Annotated in this window: 14 protein-coding genes and 1 pseudogene; 9 read left to right on the forward strand and 6 right to left on the reverse strand. The window is 61.9% G+C overall.

The window, feature by feature from the left end:
* Nucleotides 1-26: 26 nt before the first annotated feature.
* On the reverse strand, nucleotides 27-1,814 hold the full coding sequence (aspS, locus tag IB264_RS05100) for an aspartate--tRNA ligase (RefSeq protein ID WP_025426505.1): 1,788 nt from the start codon (nucleotides 1,812-1,814) through the stop codon (nucleotides 27-29).
* Between the two features lie 316 nt (nucleotides 1,815-2,130).
* Here aspS and IB264_RS05105 point away from each other — a divergent pair, with 316 nt between their 5' ends.
* From IB264_RS05105 to IB264_RS05120, 4 genes are all read left to right on the forward strand, one after another.
* On the forward strand, nucleotides 2,131-3,369 hold the full coding sequence (locus IB264_RS05105) for an MFS transporter (RefSeq protein WP_025426504.1): 1,239 nt from the start codon (nucleotides 2,131-2,133) through the stop codon (nucleotides 3,367-3,369).
* A gap of 103 nt (nucleotides 3,370-3,472) precedes the next feature.
* Complete coding sequence (locus IB264_RS05110; RefSeq protein WP_025426503.1) at nucleotides 3,473-4,873, forward strand: multicopper oxidase family protein; 1,401 nt, start codon at nucleotides 3,473-3,475, stop codon at nucleotides 4,871-4,873.
* 78 nt (nucleotides 4,874-4,951) lie between these two features.
* Nucleotides 4,952-6,103 (forward strand): ribonuclease D, encoded by a 1,152-nt coding sequence (gene rnd, locus IB264_RS05115; RefSeq protein ID WP_038575996.1) that lies wholly within the window; start codon nucleotides 4,952-4,954, stop codon nucleotides 6,101-6,103.
* A gap of 172 nt (nucleotides 6,104-6,275) precedes the next feature.
* Nucleotides 6,276-7,322 carry an adenylate/guanylate cyclase domain-containing protein gene (locus IB264_RS05120; RefSeq protein ID WP_025426502.1) on the forward strand — a complete coding sequence of 349 codons (1,047 nt, stop codon included), beginning with the start codon at nucleotides 6,276-6,278 and terminating at the stop codon, nucleotides 7,320-7,322.
* A gap of 3 nt (nucleotides 7,323-7,325) precedes the next feature.
* Here the strand turns inward: IB264_RS05120 and IB264_RS05125 are convergent, their stop codons facing one another.
* A complete protein-coding gene (locus IB264_RS05125; protein WP_025426501.1) occupies nucleotides 7,326-7,733 on the reverse strand; it encodes a DUF2000 family protein in 408 nt (135 codons plus the stop codon).
* Between IB264_RS05125 and IB264_RS35350 the strand changes: the two are divergent.
* The 3 genes and pseudogenes from IB264_RS35350 to IB264_RS05135 form a co-directional block, all read left to right on the forward strand.
* A pseudogene (locus tag IB264_RS35350) lies at nucleotides 7,732-8,187 on the forward strand (AraC family ligand binding domain-containing protein); the annotation flags it as partial. The gene IB264_RS05125 and the pseudogene IB264_RS35350 overlap by 2 nt on opposite strands.
* A gap of 74 nt (nucleotides 8,188-8,261) precedes the next feature.
* Nucleotides 8,262-8,627 (forward strand): helix-turn-helix domain-containing protein, encoded by a 366-nt coding sequence (locus tag IB264_RS35355; protein WP_239637567.1) that lies wholly within the window; start codon nucleotides 8,262-8,264, stop codon nucleotides 8,625-8,627.
* A gap of 206 nt (nucleotides 8,628-8,833) precedes the next feature.
* Nucleotides 8,834-10,192 carry an esterase-like activity of phytase family protein gene (locus IB264_RS05135; protein ID WP_025426500.1) on the forward strand — a complete coding sequence of 453 codons (1,359 nt, stop codon included), beginning with the start codon at nucleotides 8,834-8,836 and terminating at the stop codon, nucleotides 10,190-10,192.
* Between the two features lie 59 nt (nucleotides 10,193-10,251).
* Here the strand turns inward: IB264_RS05135 and ppx are convergent, their stop codons facing one another.
* The 4 genes from ppx to IB264_RS05155 form a co-directional block, all read right to left on the reverse strand.
* Nucleotides 10,252-11,775 carry an exopolyphosphatase gene (gene ppx, locus IB264_RS05140; protein ID WP_025426499.1) on the reverse strand — a complete coding sequence of 508 codons (1,524 nt, stop codon included), beginning with the start codon at nucleotides 11,773-11,775 and terminating at the stop codon, nucleotides 10,252-10,254.
* Between the two features lie 11 nt (nucleotides 11,776-11,786).
* Nucleotides 11,787-13,973, reverse strand: a complete 2,187-nt coding sequence (locus IB264_RS05145) for an RNA degradosome polyphosphate kinase (RefSeq protein ID WP_025426498.1) — start codon at nucleotides 13,971-13,973, stop codon at nucleotides 11,787-11,789.
* Between the two features lie 65 nt (nucleotides 13,974-14,038).
* The gene (gene hdaA / locus IB264_RS05150; protein WP_025426497.1) at nucleotides 14,039-14,728 is read right to left on the reverse strand and encodes a DnaA regulatory inactivator HdaA; all 690 of its coding nucleotides are present in this window, start codon (nucleotides 14,726-14,728) and stop codon (nucleotides 14,039-14,041) included.
* A 27-nt stretch (nucleotides 14,729-14,755) separates the two neighbouring features.
* The gene (locus tag IB264_RS05155; protein WP_038575993.1) at nucleotides 14,756-15,877 is read right to left on the reverse strand and encodes an AI-2E family transporter; all 1,122 of its coding nucleotides are present in this window, start codon (nucleotides 15,875-15,877) and stop codon (nucleotides 14,756-14,758) included.
* 260 nt (nucleotides 15,878-16,137) lie between these two features.
* Between IB264_RS05155 and purM the strand changes: the two genes are divergently transcribed.
* Entirely contained in the window at nucleotides 16,138-17,208 is a 1,071-nt protein-coding gene (gene purM / locus IB264_RS05160) for a phosphoribosylformylglycinamidine cyclo-ligase (protein WP_025426496.1), read from the forward strand.
* Nucleotides 17,208-17,879, forward strand: a complete 672-nt coding sequence (purN, locus tag IB264_RS05165) for a phosphoribosylglycinamide formyltransferase (RefSeq protein WP_025426495.1) — start codon at nucleotides 17,208-17,210, stop codon at nucleotides 17,877-17,879. Before purM ends, purN begins: the two co-directional genes overlap by 1 nt.
* Nucleotides 17,880-17,886: the final 7 nt, after the last annotated feature.

Raw genomic sequence — 17,886 nt, forward strand, 5'->3', positions numbered from 1 at the left:
CGTTGCTTCTTTGATCGCTTCGGACCTTAGTCCTTCTTCTGCGGGATCGGGCGAAGCGCCAGTTCGCGCAGTTGGGCTGATGTCGCCTCGGACGGCGCGCCCATCAGCAGATCGACAGCCTGCTGGTTCATCGGGAAGATCGAGATCTCGCGCAGGTTCTTGGCGCCGACCAGCAGCATGACGACGCGGTCGATGCCGAAGGCCATGCCACCATGCGGAGGCGCGCCGTACTGGAACGCTCGGTAGAGACCACCGAACTGCTCTTCCACTTCCTGCTGCGACTTGCCGGTCAGCTCGAACGCCTTGACCATGACTTCCGGCAGCTGGTTACGGATCGAGCCGGACGCGATCTCGAAGCCGTTGCAGACCATGTCGTACTGGTAGGCCTTGAGCGACAGCGGATCTTCGCTGTTCAGCGCCTCGAGGCCACCCTGCGGCATCGAGAAGGGGTTGTGGGCGAAGTCGATCTTCTTTTCGTCTTCCAGCCATTCGTAGAACGGAAAGTCGACGATCCAGCAGAATTCAAAGCGGTCACGGTCTACGAGGTTCAGTTCCTCGCCTGCCCGCGTGCGGGCTTCGCCTGCAAACTTGTAGAATTTCGACGGGTCGCCGGCGACGAAGAAGCAGGCATCGCCATCATCGAGGCCGAGTTGGGTGCGGATCGAATCGGTGCGCTCCTCGCCGATGTTCTTGGCAAGCGGACCGGCGCCTTCGAGCTTCTCGCCTTCCTTGCGCCAGAAGATGTAGCCGAGACCCGGCTGGCCCTGGCTCTGGGCCCAGGCGTTCATGCGGTCGCAAAACGCGCGCGAACCACCGGTCTTGGCCGGGATGGCCCAGACTTCGACCTTCGGGTTCGAGGCGATCATGTTGGCGAAGACCTTGAAGCCTGAACCGGCAAAGTGCTCGGTAACGGCCTGCATCTCGATCGGGTTGCGCAGGTCCGGCTTGTCGGAACCGTATTTGCGGATCGCCGTGTCGTAAGGAATGCGCGGGAACTTTTCCGTCACCGGCTTGCCGTCGGCAAACTCGACGAAGATGTCGCGGATCACCGGCTCCATCGTCGTCCAGACGTCTTCCTGCTCGACGAAGCTCATTTCGAGGTCGAGCTGGTAGAATTCGCCCGGCAGGCGGTCGGCGCGCGGGTCTTCATCGCGGAAGCACGGCGCGATCTGGAAGTAGCGGTCGAAACCGGCGACCATCAGCAGCTGCTTGTACTGCTGCGGCGCCTGCGGCAGCGCGTAGAAGCTGCCGGGATGGATGCGCGACGGCACGAGGAAGTCGCGTGCGCCTTCCGGCGACGACGCCGTCAGGATCGGGGTCGTGTATTCGGTGAAGCCGACGTCGCCCATGTGGCGGCGCATCGACGAGATGATCTGGGTGCGCTTGACGATGTTCTTGTGCAGCGTGTCGCGGCGCAGGTCGAGGAAGCGGTACTTCAGGCGCACGTCTTCCGGATAGTCCGGCTCGCCGAACACCGGCAGCGGCAGTTCCTTGGCGGCCGAGAGAACCTCGATCTCCTGGGCGTAGAGCTCGATTTCACCTGTTGGCATGCCCTTGTTGACGGTGTCGTCCATACGGGCCTTGACGAGGCCATCAATACGGACAACCCATTCGCCGCGGACGGTCTCGGCGGCCTTGAAGGCAGGGCTATCGGGATCGGCGACGACCTGGGTGATGCCGTAATGATCGCGCAGGTCGATGAAGAGCAGGCCGCCATGGTCGCGGACGCGGTGGACCCAGCCGGAAAGGCGAACGGTGGAGCCGACATCCGACTTGCGGAGGGCGGCACAGGTGTGGCTGCGGTAGCGGTGCATGGTGTTATCCCGGAATTGCAAAGCGCCGCGCAGGCTCGCCGGAACGGCGCGCGGCAACATGATCAAAATCGGGCGGAAAAGCGCATGATGCGCCGGCTTTGTCAAGCCGAGACCTCCGCGCTCCCCGAGGGAAGCGCCGCTCAACCGGGACAAGTTCGACCCTATTCATGGGCTTGAGACAAGTGCATTCGCCCAAACGGCGCGAAAAGAACGGATATCGTCACAATTCGCGACTGTGCGCCACGGGAATGCGCCGCTACACATAATGGGTCCGCCTTATCCGACTCGCGAGCACCATTCGGAAGTCGCCTGCCCCATGTCGCAAATTCGTCCGCTCATTCCGCTTCTCGTCACCGCAGGCATCCTCATCGGTGGCAACGGACTACAAGGCACCTTCATTTCGCTGCGGGCGCTGGAAGAAGGCTTTTCGACCTCGCTGATCGGTGTCATCGGCGCCGGCTACAACATCGGCTTCGCGCTCGGCTGCGTCTATGTCACGCGCATCCTGCGCTCGATCGGCCATATCCGCACGTTCTCGGCGATGGCAGCGATCGCGTCGGCGGCGGCGATCGCCATGGTGCTGATCATCAATCCGTTCATGTGGTTCCTGATGCGGCTCGTCGCCGGTATCGCTTTCGCCTGTCTTTTTGCGACCGTCGAAAGCTGGCTGAATGCCAGCGTCACCAATACTAACCGCGCGCGCACGCTTTCCGTCTATCGTCTGGTCGATCTCGGCTCGGTCACCGCGGCCCAATATATCATTCCCGGCGTCGGTATCGGCGGCTTCGAACTCTTCGCGATCATCTCGATGGCATTGACTTTGTCGCTCGTGCCGATTTCCTTTGCCGACCGGTCGAGCCCGGTGGCGCCGGAAGCGATCCGCTTCGACGTCAAGGCGCTCTGGAACATCTCGCCGCTCGCGACCGTCGGCTGCATCGTCGTCGGCCTCACCAACGCCGCCTTCCGCTCGCTAGGCCCCATCTACGCGCAGGGGATCGGCCTCTCGGTGACGGCAATCGCCACTTTCATGAGCGCCGGCATCATCGGCGGCGTGGTGCTGCAATATCCGCTCGGCCATTACTCGGACCAGATCGATCGGCGCCTGATCATCCTGATCGCCACCCTCGGATCATTGCTCGCCGGACTTTTCCTTGCGTTTGGCGCCGGCAATGATGAGTGGCTCAATTTCGCCGGTATCTTCCTCTTCGGCGCCTTCGCCATGCCGCTCTATTCGCTCTGTTCGGCCCATGCCAACGACCATGCGGCGGAAGGTCAGCATGCGCTGGTATCGGCGGGCATGCTGTTCTTCTGGTCGCTCGGCGCCATCATCGGCCCGCTGTTTGCCTCTTTCCTGCTCGAAATTTTCGGTCCGCAGGCGCTGTTCATCTATACCGCCGCGATCCTCTTCCTCTTCATGCTCTACACGGTCAGGCGCATGACAGCGCGCAGCGGCGTTCCCGCGGAAGCGCGCGTCATGCCTTTCCGCAACCTGCTGCGGACCTCATCGTTCTTCAACAAGCTCGCCGGCGGCAACCACGCCCGCAAAGACGACTGATACCAACCTGCGGCAAGATGTGCCTGCGGCAAAGAATTGCTGATTGCGGCGATCAGGTTTAAAAACCGAGCAGTCGTCCTATCCAGTTGCCGAGATTGCCAAAATGTCCCTGATCAGCCGCCGTACGTTCCTCCAGGGCTCTGCCGCTTTGGGAGGCGCCTTCGCATTCGGAGCCGGCATGGCGGCACGCGCCGGTGCGGCACCGGATCCGCAGGTCCTGACGGCACAGCTGACGCAGGCACAGATCGCCTCAGATGGCGTGACACCCAAGGTGATGACCTACGGGCTGGGCGATGCGACCACTAACGGCATGCCGCCTGTCTTGCGGATGCGCATGGGCGAGCCCTATGCCGCAAGACTGATCAACAAGCTCGACGAACCGACGACTGTCCACTGGCACGGACTTCGCATACCCAATGCCATGGACGGCGTGCCCGAGATGACCCAGCCCTATGTCTATCCGGGCGATCCCTTCGACTACATCTTCACGCCGCCGGATGCCGGCACCTTCTGGTATCACCCCCACTGCAATACGCTGACGCAGATGGGAAGCGGGCTGACCGGCGTCATCGTCGTCGAGAACCCGGATGATCCAGTATTCGACGCCGAGATCGTCTTGAACCTGCGCGACTGGCGGCTCGGCAAAGGCGGCGTTTTCATCGACCCGTTCAAACCGAGGGACGCTGCGCGCGGCGGCACCTACGGCACGGTTCGCACCGCAAACTGGCAGCAGGAGCCGAGCTACGACGCGCCGGCCGGCGGCCTCGTGCGGGTCCGTATCGCGGCGACGGATGTCACGCGGATATATACGGTCGGCCTGGAGGGGGCGGAGGCCATGGTCGTCGCGCTAGATGCAAATCCGGTCGACAAGCCCTTCCCGCTCGACCGCTACGACGTCGGCCCGGGCCAGCGCATCGACCTCGTCGTCAGGATGCCCGACAACGAAGGTGCGACGGTGAAGCTCGGCAATCTGCGTGGCTCGCATCCCTGGACGATCGCCAATTTCCGCGCAACGGGCCAATCCTTGAAGCGCGATATCCGCGATGTGGCTGCCCTTCCCGCCAATCCGATCGCCGAGGCGGACCTGTCGGTTGCCACTCGCGTTCCGATCGATCTGACGGCCACGGCAGAACACAAGGCGACGCCGTCGATCTGCGGCTCGCTCGGCTACACCTTCTGGGCAATCAACAAGGTACCGTGGCCGGGCGACACGCCCGATCCGATCGCGCCGATCGAGGAGATGAAGCTCGGCAAGAGCTATGTCCTGCAGATCGCCAATCGGACGCCGCATGCCCATCCGATCCACCTGCATGGCATGAGCTTCCGAATTCTCAATTCGAACAAGCGGACCTTCCTGCCACCACCGACGGACACCATCCTGCTTTTGCCCGACGAACAGGCGGAAATCGCGCTCGTCGCCGACAATCTTGGCGATTGGGTGTTCCATTGCCACATCATCGAGCACCAGAAGACCGGCATGACCGGTTATTTCAAGGTGGTTTGAGATTTTCGATTGTGACGGATGGCATGAAGGGCTACACGAAAAACCTAGCCGCATTTTTGCCACAGTGATTTAAATCCGATGATTGAAACAACCGCAGATCTAGAGGCCGCCTGCCAGCAGCTGGCCCGCTCAAGTTATATTACGATAGACACGGAATTCCTGCGTGAGACCACCTTCTGGCCAGAGCTTTGCCTGATCCAGATGGCAAACCCGGATATGGCCGTCATCGTCGACCCGATGGCCAAGGGCATCGATCTCACGCCGTTCTTCGCGTTGATGGCCAACCCCGACGTGATCAAGGTCTTCCATGCCGCGCGCCAGGATATCGAGATCATTTTCCATCTCGGCAATCTGATTCCGCATCCGATCTTCGACACCCAGGTTGCGGCCATGGTCTGCGGCTTCGGCGACAGCGTCTCCTATGACCAGCTCGTCAACCGCATCAAGGGCGAGCAGATCGACAAGTCCTCGCGCTTCACCGATTGGAGCCGGCGGCCGCTGACCGAGAAACAGCTCGATTACGCGCTGGCCGATGTCACGCATCTGCGCGACATCTATCAGTACCTGAATGCGCAGCTCGAGCGCGAAAGCCGCTCGCTATGGCTTTCCGAGGAAATGGCGATCCTCGAAGCCCGCGATACCTACGACCTGCACCCGGACGATGCCTGGCAGCGCCTGAAAATGCGCGTCAAGAAGCCGATCGAGCTTGCCGTGCTGCAGAAGGTCGCAGCCTGGCGTGAACGCGAGGCACGCAACCGCAACGTTCCGCGCGGGCGTATCATCAAGGACGATGCGATCTATGAAGTCGCGCAGCAGCAGCCGAAGGACACCGAGGCGCTGGCGCGGCTGCGAACCATTCCGAAGGGCTGGGAACGATCGAGCGCCGGGGCTGCGCTGATCGAGGCGGTCAACGAAGCGCTCGCCATCCCCAAGACCGACCTGCCACGGCTGCCGCGGCAGAGCCATACACCTGAAGGCGCAGCCGCCGCCACCGAAATGCTGAAGGTGCTGTTGAAGCTGATCGCCGAGAAGCAGGGCGTGGCTGCCAAGATCATCGCCAACAGCGAGGATCTCGACAAGATCGCCGCCGAGGGCGAGAACGCCGATGTCGGCGCGCTCAAGGGGTGGCGGCGCGAGCTGTTCGGCGATACGGCACTGAAATTGATCAATGGTGAAGTGGCTCTGCGCTTCGTCGACAAGAAGATCGAAGCGATGGAAATCGGTGACTGAAAAACGGACGGGCGGACAACAACTTTCCGCCCGAATCCGGCTCTAGCCAAGGCCCTGCAGCGGGACTGATTCGCAATCGCGTCGAGCAGACATCAGAGCGCTGACGCGTGACGCGACAACCAGGGTGTCCGACGCGTTTTTTCTTCGTTGTCCGGGTTCGAGGCTCTTCCGCATGCGCTGGCGTTTCTCCATGTTCGAGGGAATTTTGCTGCTGTTGATCGTCAGTAGCGCCGGCGCCATCTATGCGACGATCGCCTTCGACGGTGGCGGCGGATTGATCGGCGCCACGTACGCATTGTGCGTCTGCGTCCCGATCCTCGCCTTTGAACGGCGCATCATTCTCCGGCGTCTCAACCGCAAGATCCATTCCTATTCGACGCCCGCTTTCTTCCTCGCTTCGATCGCCGTCTATCTGGTGTTTATCGAGCTGGGCTACGGCGTCGCCGGCTTCCTGATGCAGATGAGCGGGCAAATAGACGCGGATTGGAAGGACGCGGTCGTCCCCTCAAGCACGGCGCTTCTGTTCGCCCTGGCGGTCTCGGGCTCGATCGTTTTCGCGCTTCGCGTGCGCGAACTGTTGGGCCGTGACGTGTTTCTGAGCCTTTTGACCGGGCGCTATCGCAAGCCGATGCAGGAGGAGCGCGTCTTCCTCTTCATCGATCTTGCCGGCTCCACCGCCTATGCCGAGCGATACGGCGATCTCAGGATGCAGGAATATCTCAGCAAGCTGTTTGCAACACTTGCCGACCCCGTACTGCGCTATCGCGGCGCGATCGACGACTATGTCGGCGACGCGGCCGTGATTACCTGGCCCTTCGACCGTGCTGTCAAAAACGCCGCCTGCGTGCACTGCGTTTTCGACATTCTCGAAGAGATCGAAGCCGGCGCCCACCGTTGGCGCAAGGAGTTCGGCGAGGTTCCGCGCCTACGGGCAGCGCTTCATGGCGGCACCATCGTCGCCGCGGAAATTGGCGTCGACAAACACAAGATCACCTATTTCGGCGACACGGTGAACACCACCGCTCGCCTCGAAGGCCTGTGCAAGTCACTGAACCATCAGGTGCTGATTTCCACCGACCTCGCCCGCAAGATGCGGCTGCCGCACTATGTCCGCGTGGAAGATCTTGGCGAGCACGCCGTGAAGGGACGCGGGCAGAAGCTCGGCGTCCTGGCGCTTCGGGCCGGGGGCACGCCTGCACCGCCAGTGGCTGTCAATTAGCCGTCAACCGTGCAGTTTTGCACCCTTGGTGATCTTGTCGGCCAGCTTCTTGTCGGCATGAATGGCGATGCCGGCGACCTTCGCGCCGTCGGGTCGCGTTTCGGCGAAGACCGCGCGGTTGGCGCTGTCGTGGCCGGTCGAAAACATCGCATCGACATAAACAGAGGTTTGTATTTCCCTTTCGATCGCACGGCGTTGAATATTGCCAAGCGTCGCACCATCTGCCGATAACACGATGATCGGCTGAACGCTCAGAGCGTTGTAGATGTGGCCGGCGCCGTCGCGATAGGGTTCGCCGATAATCGCCGGTTTCTGCCCGGCGATGCCGGTTGCCAGAAACGCGGTGACGTTCAGCTTCTGCCAGGTGGCCAGATCGTCGCGCAAAACGATCGCAAACTTGGTGTCGAACATGACGGGTATCTCCATTTCAGGACATCAGGGCGTGCCCAAGGAGGCCTTAACCGAGGACGCAGCGATCAATCTTGAACGATTGTGCGGATCGCCGGGCGATGGCATCCGCGTCGCGGCACCGGTGGACGGCATAGAGCGCATCGAGGCCCGGCTGCACGGCAAGGTCTTCGAGCCGCATCGCCACGACACCTATGCGCTTGGCGTGACGCTTGGCGGCATCCAGACCTTCCAGTATCGTGGCGAGAGCCGCTACAGCACGCCTGGAAGCATCATCATCATTCACCCCGACGAACTGCACGATGGCGGCGCGGGCACGGAAGCGACGCTTCGCTACAGGATGATGTATCTGCAGCCGGAGCGATTGATCGCGGCGCTTGGCGACAGTGGCGGCGCCTTGCCCATCATAGCCGCCCCGGTTGTTGGTGACGTGGCCCTGCGCCAGGCGATCGGCGAGGCCGTCATGGATCTCGACGGCGGTATTGACGAACTCGCGCTCGACGACATTCTTACACGCATTGCAGAAGGCTTGTGCCGCCATGCCGGCACGACAAGCAAGGCTGCCGGCAGGTCGGCCAAGCGGGCGGTTTCGAGGCGACGGACTATCTCAAAGCCAACCTCGATCGCCCGGTCGGCTCGCAGGAACTCGAGGCCGTCAGCGGCCTTGATCGCTTCACCCTCGCCCGCCAGTTCCGCAAGGTTCTCGGCACCAGCCCGCACCGCTACCTTCTGATGCGGCGGCTGGAGCAGGCGCGCCGGATGATTGCCGCCGGTCACAGCCTGGCAGGTGCCGCGCTCGAAACCGGCTTTGCCGACCAGGCCCATTTCACCCGCCATTTCAAACGTGCCTACGGTGTAACGCCCGGGCGCTGGGCGAGCCTGGCGCTCGCCGGCTGAAGCACCGGCGCCGCTGGGTCGTTGCGGCCCGGAACCAGTGTCCGGTCACGCGCAACAATTCGAACTCGGCGAGTTTCTCCCCTCGGGCGCAGCGCCTTTCGTCTGTCATCAAAGCTTCACCAGCCTGTAAGCCAAGCATCACCCAACCGTCATCAAAGCCGCCTATCGGGTTCCCGTACTTTGGCATCCAACCCACGGTGACTTTCATGACCAAAACGCTTCTCGCCGCTGCGGCGCTCACACTTTTGATGACGACGACCGTCCTGGCCGAGGAAAAGGCCTTTCCCGCAACCCTGAAGGCACATGCGATCCTACCGGCAAACACGATCCTGGCAGCACCGTCCGACGCACCGGAATACCTGAAGACATCGGGCAAATTCACCACGGCGGACCGCAAGCGCGCTGACGCGCTCGGCACCGTGCCCGGCAAGGATGGCGTGCGCCCGACCGGCCTTTCACTGCCGTTCAACGGCCAGCCGATGCAGGGCTTCTCCGGCATCAGGGCCATGGAAGACGGCACCTTCTGGAGCCTTTCCGACAACGGCTTCGGCAACAAGCTGAACTCAACCGATGCCATGCTGATGCTGCACCACGTGAAGATGGACTGGGACGCCGGCAAGGTCGAGGCGCTGAAAACACTGTTCCTCACCGACCCGGACCGCAAGGCCCCCTTCCCGATCGTCATGGAAGGTTCCGACAAGCGCTACCTGACCGGCGCTGACTTCGACGTTGAGTCGATCCAGCCGGTCGCCGACGGCTTCTGGGTCGGGGAAGAATTCGGTCCCTATATCCTGAAATTCGATGTCGACGGCAAGCTGACCGACGTCATCGCGACAACAGTTGACGGCAAGCCGGTTATGTCGCCCGACAATCCGACCCTGACACTGCAGGGCGATCCGTCGAAGAAGACACCCGCCTTCAACCTGAAGCGCTCCGGCGGCTATGAAGGCATGGCACTGTCGAAGGACGGCTCCAAGCTCTACGGTCTGCTCGAAGGGCCGATCTGGACCGACAGCGAAACCGTGGAACAGGCCGATGGCCGTCCGACACTACGCGTCATCGAACTCGATGTCGCAGCCAAGGCCTGGACGGGCCGCAGCTGGCTCTATCCGCTGGCCGAAGGCGGCGAGGCAATCGGCGACTTCAACATGCTCGACGACAAGACGGCACTGGTGATCGAACGCGACAACGGCGCGGGCACGCTCGACAAGGCCTGCGCCGATCCGAAGGATCCGAAGCCGGATTGCTTTGCCGTCGGCTCGAAGGTGAAACGTGTCTACAAGATTGCCTTCGATGACAGCAATGTCGGCAAGGCCGTCCGCAAGATCGGTTACATCGACCTCCTGAAGATCGCCGACCCCGACAACAAGAAGCGCCAGGGCGGTGGTGACGGCTATTACGACATGCCGTTCGTGACGATCGAAAACGTCGATCGCGTCGATGACACGCACATCATCGTCGGCAATGACAACAACCTGCCGTTCTCGGCCGGCCGGGCGCTTGATAAGGCCGACGACAACGAGTTCGTTCTGCTCGAAGTCGGCGAATTCTTGAAAGCCGAATAATCAAAAAAGGGCGCGCGGATTTGCGTCCGCGCGCCCCTTCGTCAAAGATCTGAGTGCGTTCAGCTCTCGAACTGGAACGCCAATCTTCTGCCGGTCAGCTTGCCGAGCTGCTGCAGCCGTCCGTCGAGGCGCTCGCCGGCAAATTCCGAATAGGCCGCAGGCACGACGATCTCCAGATCGACATCCGGCAGGGACGATTTGCGGAAGGTCAAATTCCTCGCCACGCCCGGCATCGACGCCGAGAACAGATAGGCGACGCGCAGCAGGCCGCCGAGCAGTTTCGCCAGTTCCAGCAGTCGCGGCGTGGTAATGCCGGTCAGTGCGCCGGTCGCGCCATCGTCGTTCAGGCCTTCGAAGCGATAGTAGTTGGCGAGCGCGATATAGGCCCGCCCCGCATGGGTGATGCCGGAGAAGGTCGAGTGGGCGATGATGTTCAGCGCCTGCAGACCGCGATAGTCCGGATGGGCGCGCCAGCTGATATCGGCGAGCAGGCAGGCAGCCTGGCGATAGCGGCTTTCCTCTTCGGTTTCCTCGACGCCGAAGAACGGCACCATGCGGCCGGTCCAGTCGGCAAGTTCGCGGGCATGCTCGGGGGAACGCGCCCGCAGGATGGCGATTTCGCCGGCGGCGGTCAGCAGCGGATCCTGCGCACGCTCGCTCTCGTTCAGCAGAGAGAAGAGATAGCCTTCGCGCACGCCGAGCGCCGAGAACGAAATCCGCTCCGGCTTCATGATCGACAGTGCTTCCTGCATCGCGATCGCGCCAAAGGGAAGCAGGCTGCGGCGGCTTTTGGAGATCGTCGCATAGGCCGATGGCTTGATGTTCCTCGGCTCGATCACCTCCGGCAGCAGCGCCATCGCCTCGTCGTAGGAGATCTCGTAGCCTTGCATCATATGCAGCGGATAGTTTCGGATTTCCATGTGCAGCTTGGCGATCGAGCGCCAGGTGCCGCCGACGGCATAAAAGGTGCGGCCGGTGCCGGTCTTCAGCACCGGCGAGCTTTTCATGAATTTGCGCACCCAGGTGCGAGCCTTCGGCAGCGAGCCGCCGCTATGCTCGAAGAGGCGGATACCCCCGAGCGGCAGGGTGATGCCCTTGCCGATCTTTGTGCCGCTGACCTCGACAAGTTCCAGCGAGCCACCGCCAAGGTCACCGACCACTCCATCAGGGTCGTGATAGCCGCTGACGATGCCCATGGCGGAGAAATAGGCTTCCTCTTCGCCGGTGAGGATGCGCACCTTGTGGCCGAGGATCGCCTCGGCCTTCTCGATGAAGGCAGGTCCGTTGCTCGCCTCGCGAGCGGCTGCGGTGGCCAGAACATACATGGAGGTCGCACGCGCCTGCTGCGACAGCGCATGAAAGCGATGCAGCGCCCGGAGAGCGCGCTCGACGCTCTCCTCGTCCATGCGTCCGGTGGCATCGATGCCCTTGCCCAGACCGCACATGACCTTCTCGTTGAACAGCATGGCCGGAGCGCGGCTCAGGCCTTCGTAGACGACAAGGCGAATGGAGTTGGAGCCGATATCCACAACGGAAACCGGGCGGATGCCGGGCAGACGCCCCTGCGCTTCAGATTCGACCATGCAATTCCGTTTTACTTGTGCCAGCTGCTCTTCCAGCCGGCAATCAGCTTCGGTGCACTGGACTTCAGGGCTTCACCCCGGCCGGAGAGGCTGGGATTGGTCATGAAATAGTGCTGCGCGTTGAAAGGTTCGGCGTCCTTGCCGACTTCCATCCGGCGAGACGTACCGTCGGGAAGAATTTCGTAGCTCTGCTGGTTATCGATGAGATTGCCCAGCATGATCTGCGAAAGTACCTGTTCGTGCACAGTCCGGTTGATAAGAGGCACAAGCGTCTCAACCCGCCGGTCCAGATTTCGCGGCATCATATCCGCCGAGCCGATATAGACAAGCGCATTCTCCGATGGAAGGCCGTGACCGTTGCCGAAGCAGAATATGCGGGAATGTTCAAGGAATCTGCCGACGATGGACTTGACACGAATATTGTCGGACAGCCCCGGCACCTGCGGCCTCAGGCAGCAGATGCCGCGTACCACCAGGTCGACTTCAGCCCCGGCACGGCTTGCCTTGTAGAGCGCGTCTATGATTTCCGGATCGACGAGCGAGTTCATCTTCATCCAGATCGCCGCAGGCCGGCCGGCCTTGGCGTGCTCGATCTCCTCCTCGATATGCTTGAGGATGCGGGGGCGAAGCGTGTGCGGCGAAACCGCCAGCTTCATGCCGGCTTCCGGCTCGCCGTAACCGGTGATGAAGTTGAAGATGTTCGCCATGTCATGGGCGATGACCGGGTTGCAGGTGAAGAATGACAGGTCAGTGTAGATCTTCGCCGTGACCGGATGGTAGTTGCCGGTGCCGAGGTGGCAATAGGTGCGCAACCGGCCCTCTTCGCGACGCACCACCATCGACATCTTGGCATGGGTCTTGAGTTCGATGAACCCGAAGACCACCTGCACGCCGGCGCGCTCCAGGTCGCGCGCCCAGCGGATGTTGGCTTCCTCATCGAAGCGGGCCTTCAGTTCGACCAGCGCCGTCACGGACTTTCCGGCTTCGGCAGCGTCGACAAGCGCGCGCACAATCGGACTGTCGTTCGAGGTACGGTAGAGCGTCTGCTTGATGGCGACCACTTCCGGATCGCGCGCCGCTTGCAGCAGGAACTGCACCACGACGTCGAAGGACTCATAGGGGTGGTGGACCACCATGTCCTTTTCGCGGATCGCGGCAAAACAATCGCCGGCGTGTTCGCGCACGCGCTCGGGGAAGCGCGGATTGTAAGGTTCAAAGCGCAGATCGTCGCGCGGCGCCTTGGTGATTTCCGACAGCGTGTTCAGCGCCAGAAGCCCCGGCAAAACGGCGACGCGGTTTTCCGGAACGCTGAGTTCTTGAACGACGAATTGGCGCAGCGAAGCGGGCATTTCCGAATCGAGCTCGATGCGGATCACCGATCCGCGACGACGACGCTTCAGCGCCGTTTCGAAGAAGCGCACCAGATCTTCGGCCTCTTCTTCGACTTCGATATCGCTGTCTCTGATGATGCGGAACGTGCCCGAGCCCTTGACCTCGTAGCCTGGGAACAGCCGTTCGATGAACTGACTGACCATGTCTTCGAGCGTGATGTAGCGGATGACGTTCTTGAAATCGGGCAGGCGGATGAAGCGGTCGAGCGCCACCGGCAGGCGCAAGAGCGCCGTCATTGGCTCACGGCCGGTCTTGCTGACGAGCTGCAGGCCCATCGAGAACCCGAGGTTCGGGATGAACGGGAACGGATGCGCCGGGTCGATCGACAGCGGCGTCAGCACCGGAAAGATCGCCTGGTCGAATTCGTTGGCAAGCCAGCTTTTGTCCTGCGCCGACAAGGACGCCGGGCGGACGATGAGGATATCCTCCTTGGCCAGATACTGCTGCAGGACGGCGAGCGACGCCTGCTGCTCCATCTGCAGGTTGTCGATTTCCTTGAGGATGTCTTCGAGCTGTTCGGCCGGCGTCTTGCCATCAGGCGACCGCATGGCGAGCCCCTGCCGCACCTGGCCCTCGAGGCCGGCGACGCGCACCATGAAGAACTCATCAAGGTTGGCGGCCGAAATCGACAGAAAGCGGACACGCTCCAGGAGCGGATGCGCCGTGTTCAGGGTCTCCTCAAGCACGCGGCGATTGAATTGCAGCCACGAAAATTCGCGATTGATGAACCGTTCCGGGCTGGAGAGCAGGTCTAGCTCCTCCGCGGCCTGTTTGTTCTCATTCACCGCAGACGTCGCATTATCCATTACCGGTCAGACCCCATTTCTTCGCATGCAGGAACTATAACAGTTTGACGACGGAACTGTGACAATCAATCGGAATGGCGTTGATTTCCAAGCTCTTCCAGGACTTCGGCGGCAAGCGATCGGGTCAGCTTGACGCCGCGGGCGAGTGCCAGCCTGTCGATGCGTTCGACGATCGTCTGGGCAGCCTCGAGCGAGCGTTCCATGCGCTGGACGATATAGCCGACGAGCCTTTCGTCGATGAAAAGCTGGCGATCGGCAAAGAGCTTGATCAATACCTGCGTCAACAACTCATCGTCGGGCTCGCCGATCTCGACGACGGTTGCTGCTTTCAGGCGCGAGCGCAGGTCCGGAAGAACGACCGGCCAGGACATCGGCCACAGGCGCGAGGTCATCAAGAGGCCCGTGCCATGCTGGCGAACGCTGTTGATGACATGAAACAGGGTGGTGTCGTCGAACCCCTGACGGTCGGCATCCTCGAACAGCACAGGACCGTTGGCGGCGATCAACGCCACATCCGAGTCCGCAACCGGGTGGATCGCCCGCGCGCCCGCCCTCTCCTTCCAGATGCTGGCGAGATGCGATTTTCCGGAACCGATCGGGCCGGCGATGATGACAACCGGCGACGGCCAGTCTGGCCAGTGATCGACGATCGCGATCGCCGCGCTCAACCGATCGGAAACGAGCAGATCCTCACGACCCGTTGCCGGGTCGTGGTCGAATGCCAGAGGCAGTTGTTCGAAGGGACGTTTTGTCATGCTGTACTCGGGACAAGGATGGGACTATCAGCCGGGCTGACTGCCCTTTGCCTTCTTCGCCGCGACCTTTCCATGCCCATGGTAGAGATCGCTATCAAGGTATCGCTGGATGCCGAAGCGAACAAGCACGCCGATGGCGGCGGCCGCGGGAACCGCAACCAGAAGCCCGACGAAACCGAAGAGGGCACCGAAGGCAAGAAGCGCGAACATCAGCCAGACCGGATGCAGGCCGACGCTCTTGCCCACCAGCTTGGGCTGCAGGATGTTGCCTTCGAGGAACTGGCCGCTGAAGAAGATGGCAGCGACAAGCCCGATCCAGAGATAATCGGGCCAGAACTGTACAAGCGCGACGCCGACGGCCAGCACCAGACCGACCATCGATCCGACATAGGGGATAAAGCTGATCATGCCGGCAAAGAGGCCGATCAGCAGGCCGAAATTGAGACCGACGAGCGACAGGCCGATGCCATAGTAAAGGCCGAGGATGATGCAGAGCGAGCCCTGGCCGCGAACGAAGCCGGCGATCGTCGTGTTCATGTCCCGGGCGATCTGGCGGACGACGCTGACATAGTCGCGCGGAACCCAGCTATCGACCCGGTTGACCATCCGGTCCCAGTCGAGCAGCAGATAGAAGGCGACGACCGGCGTGATCACGAACAGCGACAGAATGTCGAGCAGCGCCATGCCAGAGTTCCAGAGCTGCTGGAACAACGTGCCGAGGAAGCTCGCGCCCTGCTCCAAAAGCTTGGCTGAATTCTGCTTGATCGCCGTCATCTGGTCCGCCAGCCATTGTGGCAGCAGCGTCGACTGGCTGTCGGTCAACAGCGCCTGCAGCTTGGAGATGTAACCGGGCATCTTCTGAATGAAGTCGGCGGCCTGGGTGAAGATCACCGGGATGATGATCATCAGCGACAGGGCGAAGATCACCACGAAGCCGATGAGGATCACCACCGTCGCCATCAGCCGACTGAGGCCGAGGCGCTCAAGGCGGTCGGCGACCGGGTCGAGGAAATAGGCCAGTGCCATGCCCGCGAGGAACGGCAGCAGGATCGAGCTGAAAACCATCAGGAAGGCGATGAAGGCGGCGAGCACCAGCAGCCAGAAGATAACCTGGCGCTGTAGTCCCGAACCGCTGACTTTTATGTCCATGGTGTTCCCCGTAACACGCCAAGCATGCCTTTACCGCATCATATTCTGTATGAGGAGATAGGTGGCGTGGCGCGCACCGGTCAAGTCCGCGTGCTTCTCAGCCCGGTAAATTGAACCCTCCATACCGTTCTTGCCGGTGGGATATGGGCAAAATGTTGAAAAAAGGCCGAGAAGGCAGGCTGTCGGCTTGCACTCCCTTGCCCATCGTGCCAATCGCATCCGCAAAATACCTGTCGCGCGACCAGCCTTGGAGAACCAGCATGAGCCAGTCGGGAAAGAACGGCCTCACCTACAGTGACGCAGGCGTGGATATCGATGCCGGCAATCTGATGGTGGAGAAAATCAAGCCGCATGTGCGCTCGACCCGGCGCCCGGGTGCCGACGGCGAGATCGGCGGCTTCGGCGGCCTGTTCGACCTGAAGGCCGCCGGTTTCACCGACCCGGTGCTCGTTGCCGCCAATGACGGTGTCGGCACCAAGCTCAAGATTGCCATCGACGCCAACAAGCACGACACCGTTGGCATCGACCTCGTTGCCATGTGCGTCAACGACCTGGTGGTCCAGGGTGCCGAGCCGCTGTTCTTCCTCGACTATTTCGCCACGGGCAAGCTCGATCCCGATCAGGGTGCCGCAATCGTTGCCGGCATTGCCGCCGGGTGCCGCCAATCCGGTTGCGCATTGATCGGTGGCGAGACCGCGGAAATGCCGGGCATGTATTCCGGAGGCGACTATGACCTTGCCGGCTTCGCTGTCGGTGCGGCCGAACGCGGCCAGCTGCTTCCAGCGGGTGACATTGGTGAAGGCGACGTCATCCTCGGCCTTGCATCGTCAGGCGTTCACTCCAACGGTTACTCTCTCGTTCGCAAGATCGTCGCGCTGTCGGGTCTTGCCTGGGATGCACCTGCCCCGTTTGGTGAAGGCACGCTTGCCGATCTCCTGATGACGCCGACGCGCATCTATGTGAAGCCGCTCCTGAAGGCGATCCGCGAAACCGGCTCGATCAAGGCGCTGGCGCATATCACCGGCGGCGGGTTCCCCGAGAACATTCCGCGCGTGCTGCCGAAGCATCTTGCAGCCGAGATCGATCTCGACGCCATCAAGGCGCCGAAGGTCTTCTCCTGGCTTGCCCAGACCGGCGGCGTCGCGGCCAACGAAATGCTGCGCACGTTCAACTGCGGCGTCGGCATGATCGCCGTCGTTCCGGCGGAAAAGGCGCAGGACGTTGCAGCCGTGCTGGAAGCCGAGGGCGAAACCGTCTTCACGCTCGGCCGCATGGTTGCCCGCGCCGAAGGCGCGCATGGCACGATCTACAAGGGCAGCCTCGCCCTATGATGAACGACGTGACGGCAGGCAGGAAAAAAGTCGTCGTCTTGATCTCGGGCGGCGGCTCCAACATGCTTTCGCTGGCCAAAGCTGCCGCCGAGCCTGGTTTTCCGGCCGAGATCGTCGCAGTGATTGCCGACAAGGCCGATGCCGGAGGCCTTGCCAAGGCTGCAGCGCTCGGCATCCCAACCTATGCGTTCCTTCGCAAGGATTTCGACAGCAAGGATGCGCACGAGGCGGCGGTCCTTGCCGAACTCGAGCGGCTGTCTCCCGATATTATCTGCCTTGCCGGCTATATGCGGCTGTTGTCGGCGAACTTCATCCAGCGCCACGAAGGCCGGATCATCAACATTCATCCGTCGCTTCTGCCGCTCTTTCCGGGTCTCCACACCCATCAGCGCGCCATTGACGCCGGCGTGAAAGTGGCGGGATGTACGGTGCATTTCGTCACCGAGGGCATGGATGAGGGTCCGATCGTCGCGCAGGCGGTCGTACCGGTTGTCGACGGCGACACGGCCGACACCCTTGCCGCTCGCGTGCTGACGGTCGAGCACCGCACCTATCCGATGGCGCTCAGGCTGCTGGCGGAAGGCAAAGCCTGGATGGAAGACGGACGGGTCGTCACGCAGGGCATCAGTCCCGTGCCCGCGTCTTCAACTCTGATTTCGCCGGCCGTATAAACCACCA

It is taken from the genome of Ensifer sp. ENS11 (assembly GCF_014851895.1).
GTDB classification, from domain to species: domain Bacteria; phylum Pseudomonadota; class Alphaproteobacteria; order Rhizobiales; family Rhizobiaceae; genus Ensifer; species Ensifer canadensis.

Excerpts from the sequence above, each read along its gene's own strand:
- IB264_RS05125 (WP_025426501.1), bottom strand. The coding sequence starts at position 7,733 with ATGTTCGACACCAAGTTTGCGATCGTTTTGCGCGACGATCTGGCCACC.
- IB264_RS05135 (WP_025426500.1), top strand. The coding sequence starts at position 8,834 with ATGACCAAAACGCTTCTCGCCGCTGCGGCGCTCACACTTTTGATGACG.
- IB264_RS05110 (WP_025426503.1), top strand. The coding sequence starts at position 3,473 with ATGTCCCTGATCAGCCGCCGTACGTTCCTCCAGGGCTCTGCCGCTTTG.
- hdaA (WP_025426497.1), bottom strand. The coding sequence starts at position 14,728 with ATGACAAAACGTCCCTTCGAACAACTGCCTCTGGCATTCGACCACGAC.
- rnd (WP_038575996.1), top strand. The coding sequence starts at position 4,952 with ATGATTGAAACAACCGCAGATCTAGAGGCCGCCTGCCAGCAGCTGGCC.
- IB264_RS05155 (WP_038575993.1), bottom strand. The coding sequence starts at position 15,877 with ATGGACATAAAAGTCAGCGGTTCGGGACTACAGCGCCAGGTTATCTTC.
- IB264_RS05145 (WP_025426498.1), bottom strand. The coding sequence starts at position 13,973 with ATGGATAATGCGACGTCTGCGGTGAATGAGAACAAACAGGCCGCGGAG.
- IB264_RS05105 (WP_025426504.1), top strand. The coding sequence starts at position 2,131 with ATGTCGCAAATTCGTCCGCTCATTCCGCTTCTCGTCACCGCAGGCATC.
- aspS (WP_025426505.1), bottom strand. The coding sequence starts at position 1,814 with ATGCACCGCTACCGCAGCCACACCTGTGCCGCCCTCCGCAAGTCGGAT.
- ppx (WP_025426499.1), bottom strand. The coding sequence starts at position 11,775 with ATGGTCGAATCTGAAGCGCAGGGGCGTCTGCCCGGCATCCGCCCGGTT.
- IB264_RS05120 (WP_025426502.1), top strand. The coding sequence starts at position 6,276 with ATGCGCTGGCGTTTCTCCATGTTCGAGGGAATTTTGCTGCTGTTGATC.
- purM (WP_025426496.1), top strand. The coding sequence starts at position 16,138 with ATGAGCCAGTCGGGAAAGAACGGCCTCACCTACAGTGACGCAGGCGTG.
- purN (WP_025426495.1), top strand. The coding sequence starts at position 17,208 with ATGAACGACGTGACGGCAGGCAGGAAAAAAGTCGTCGTCTTGATCTCG.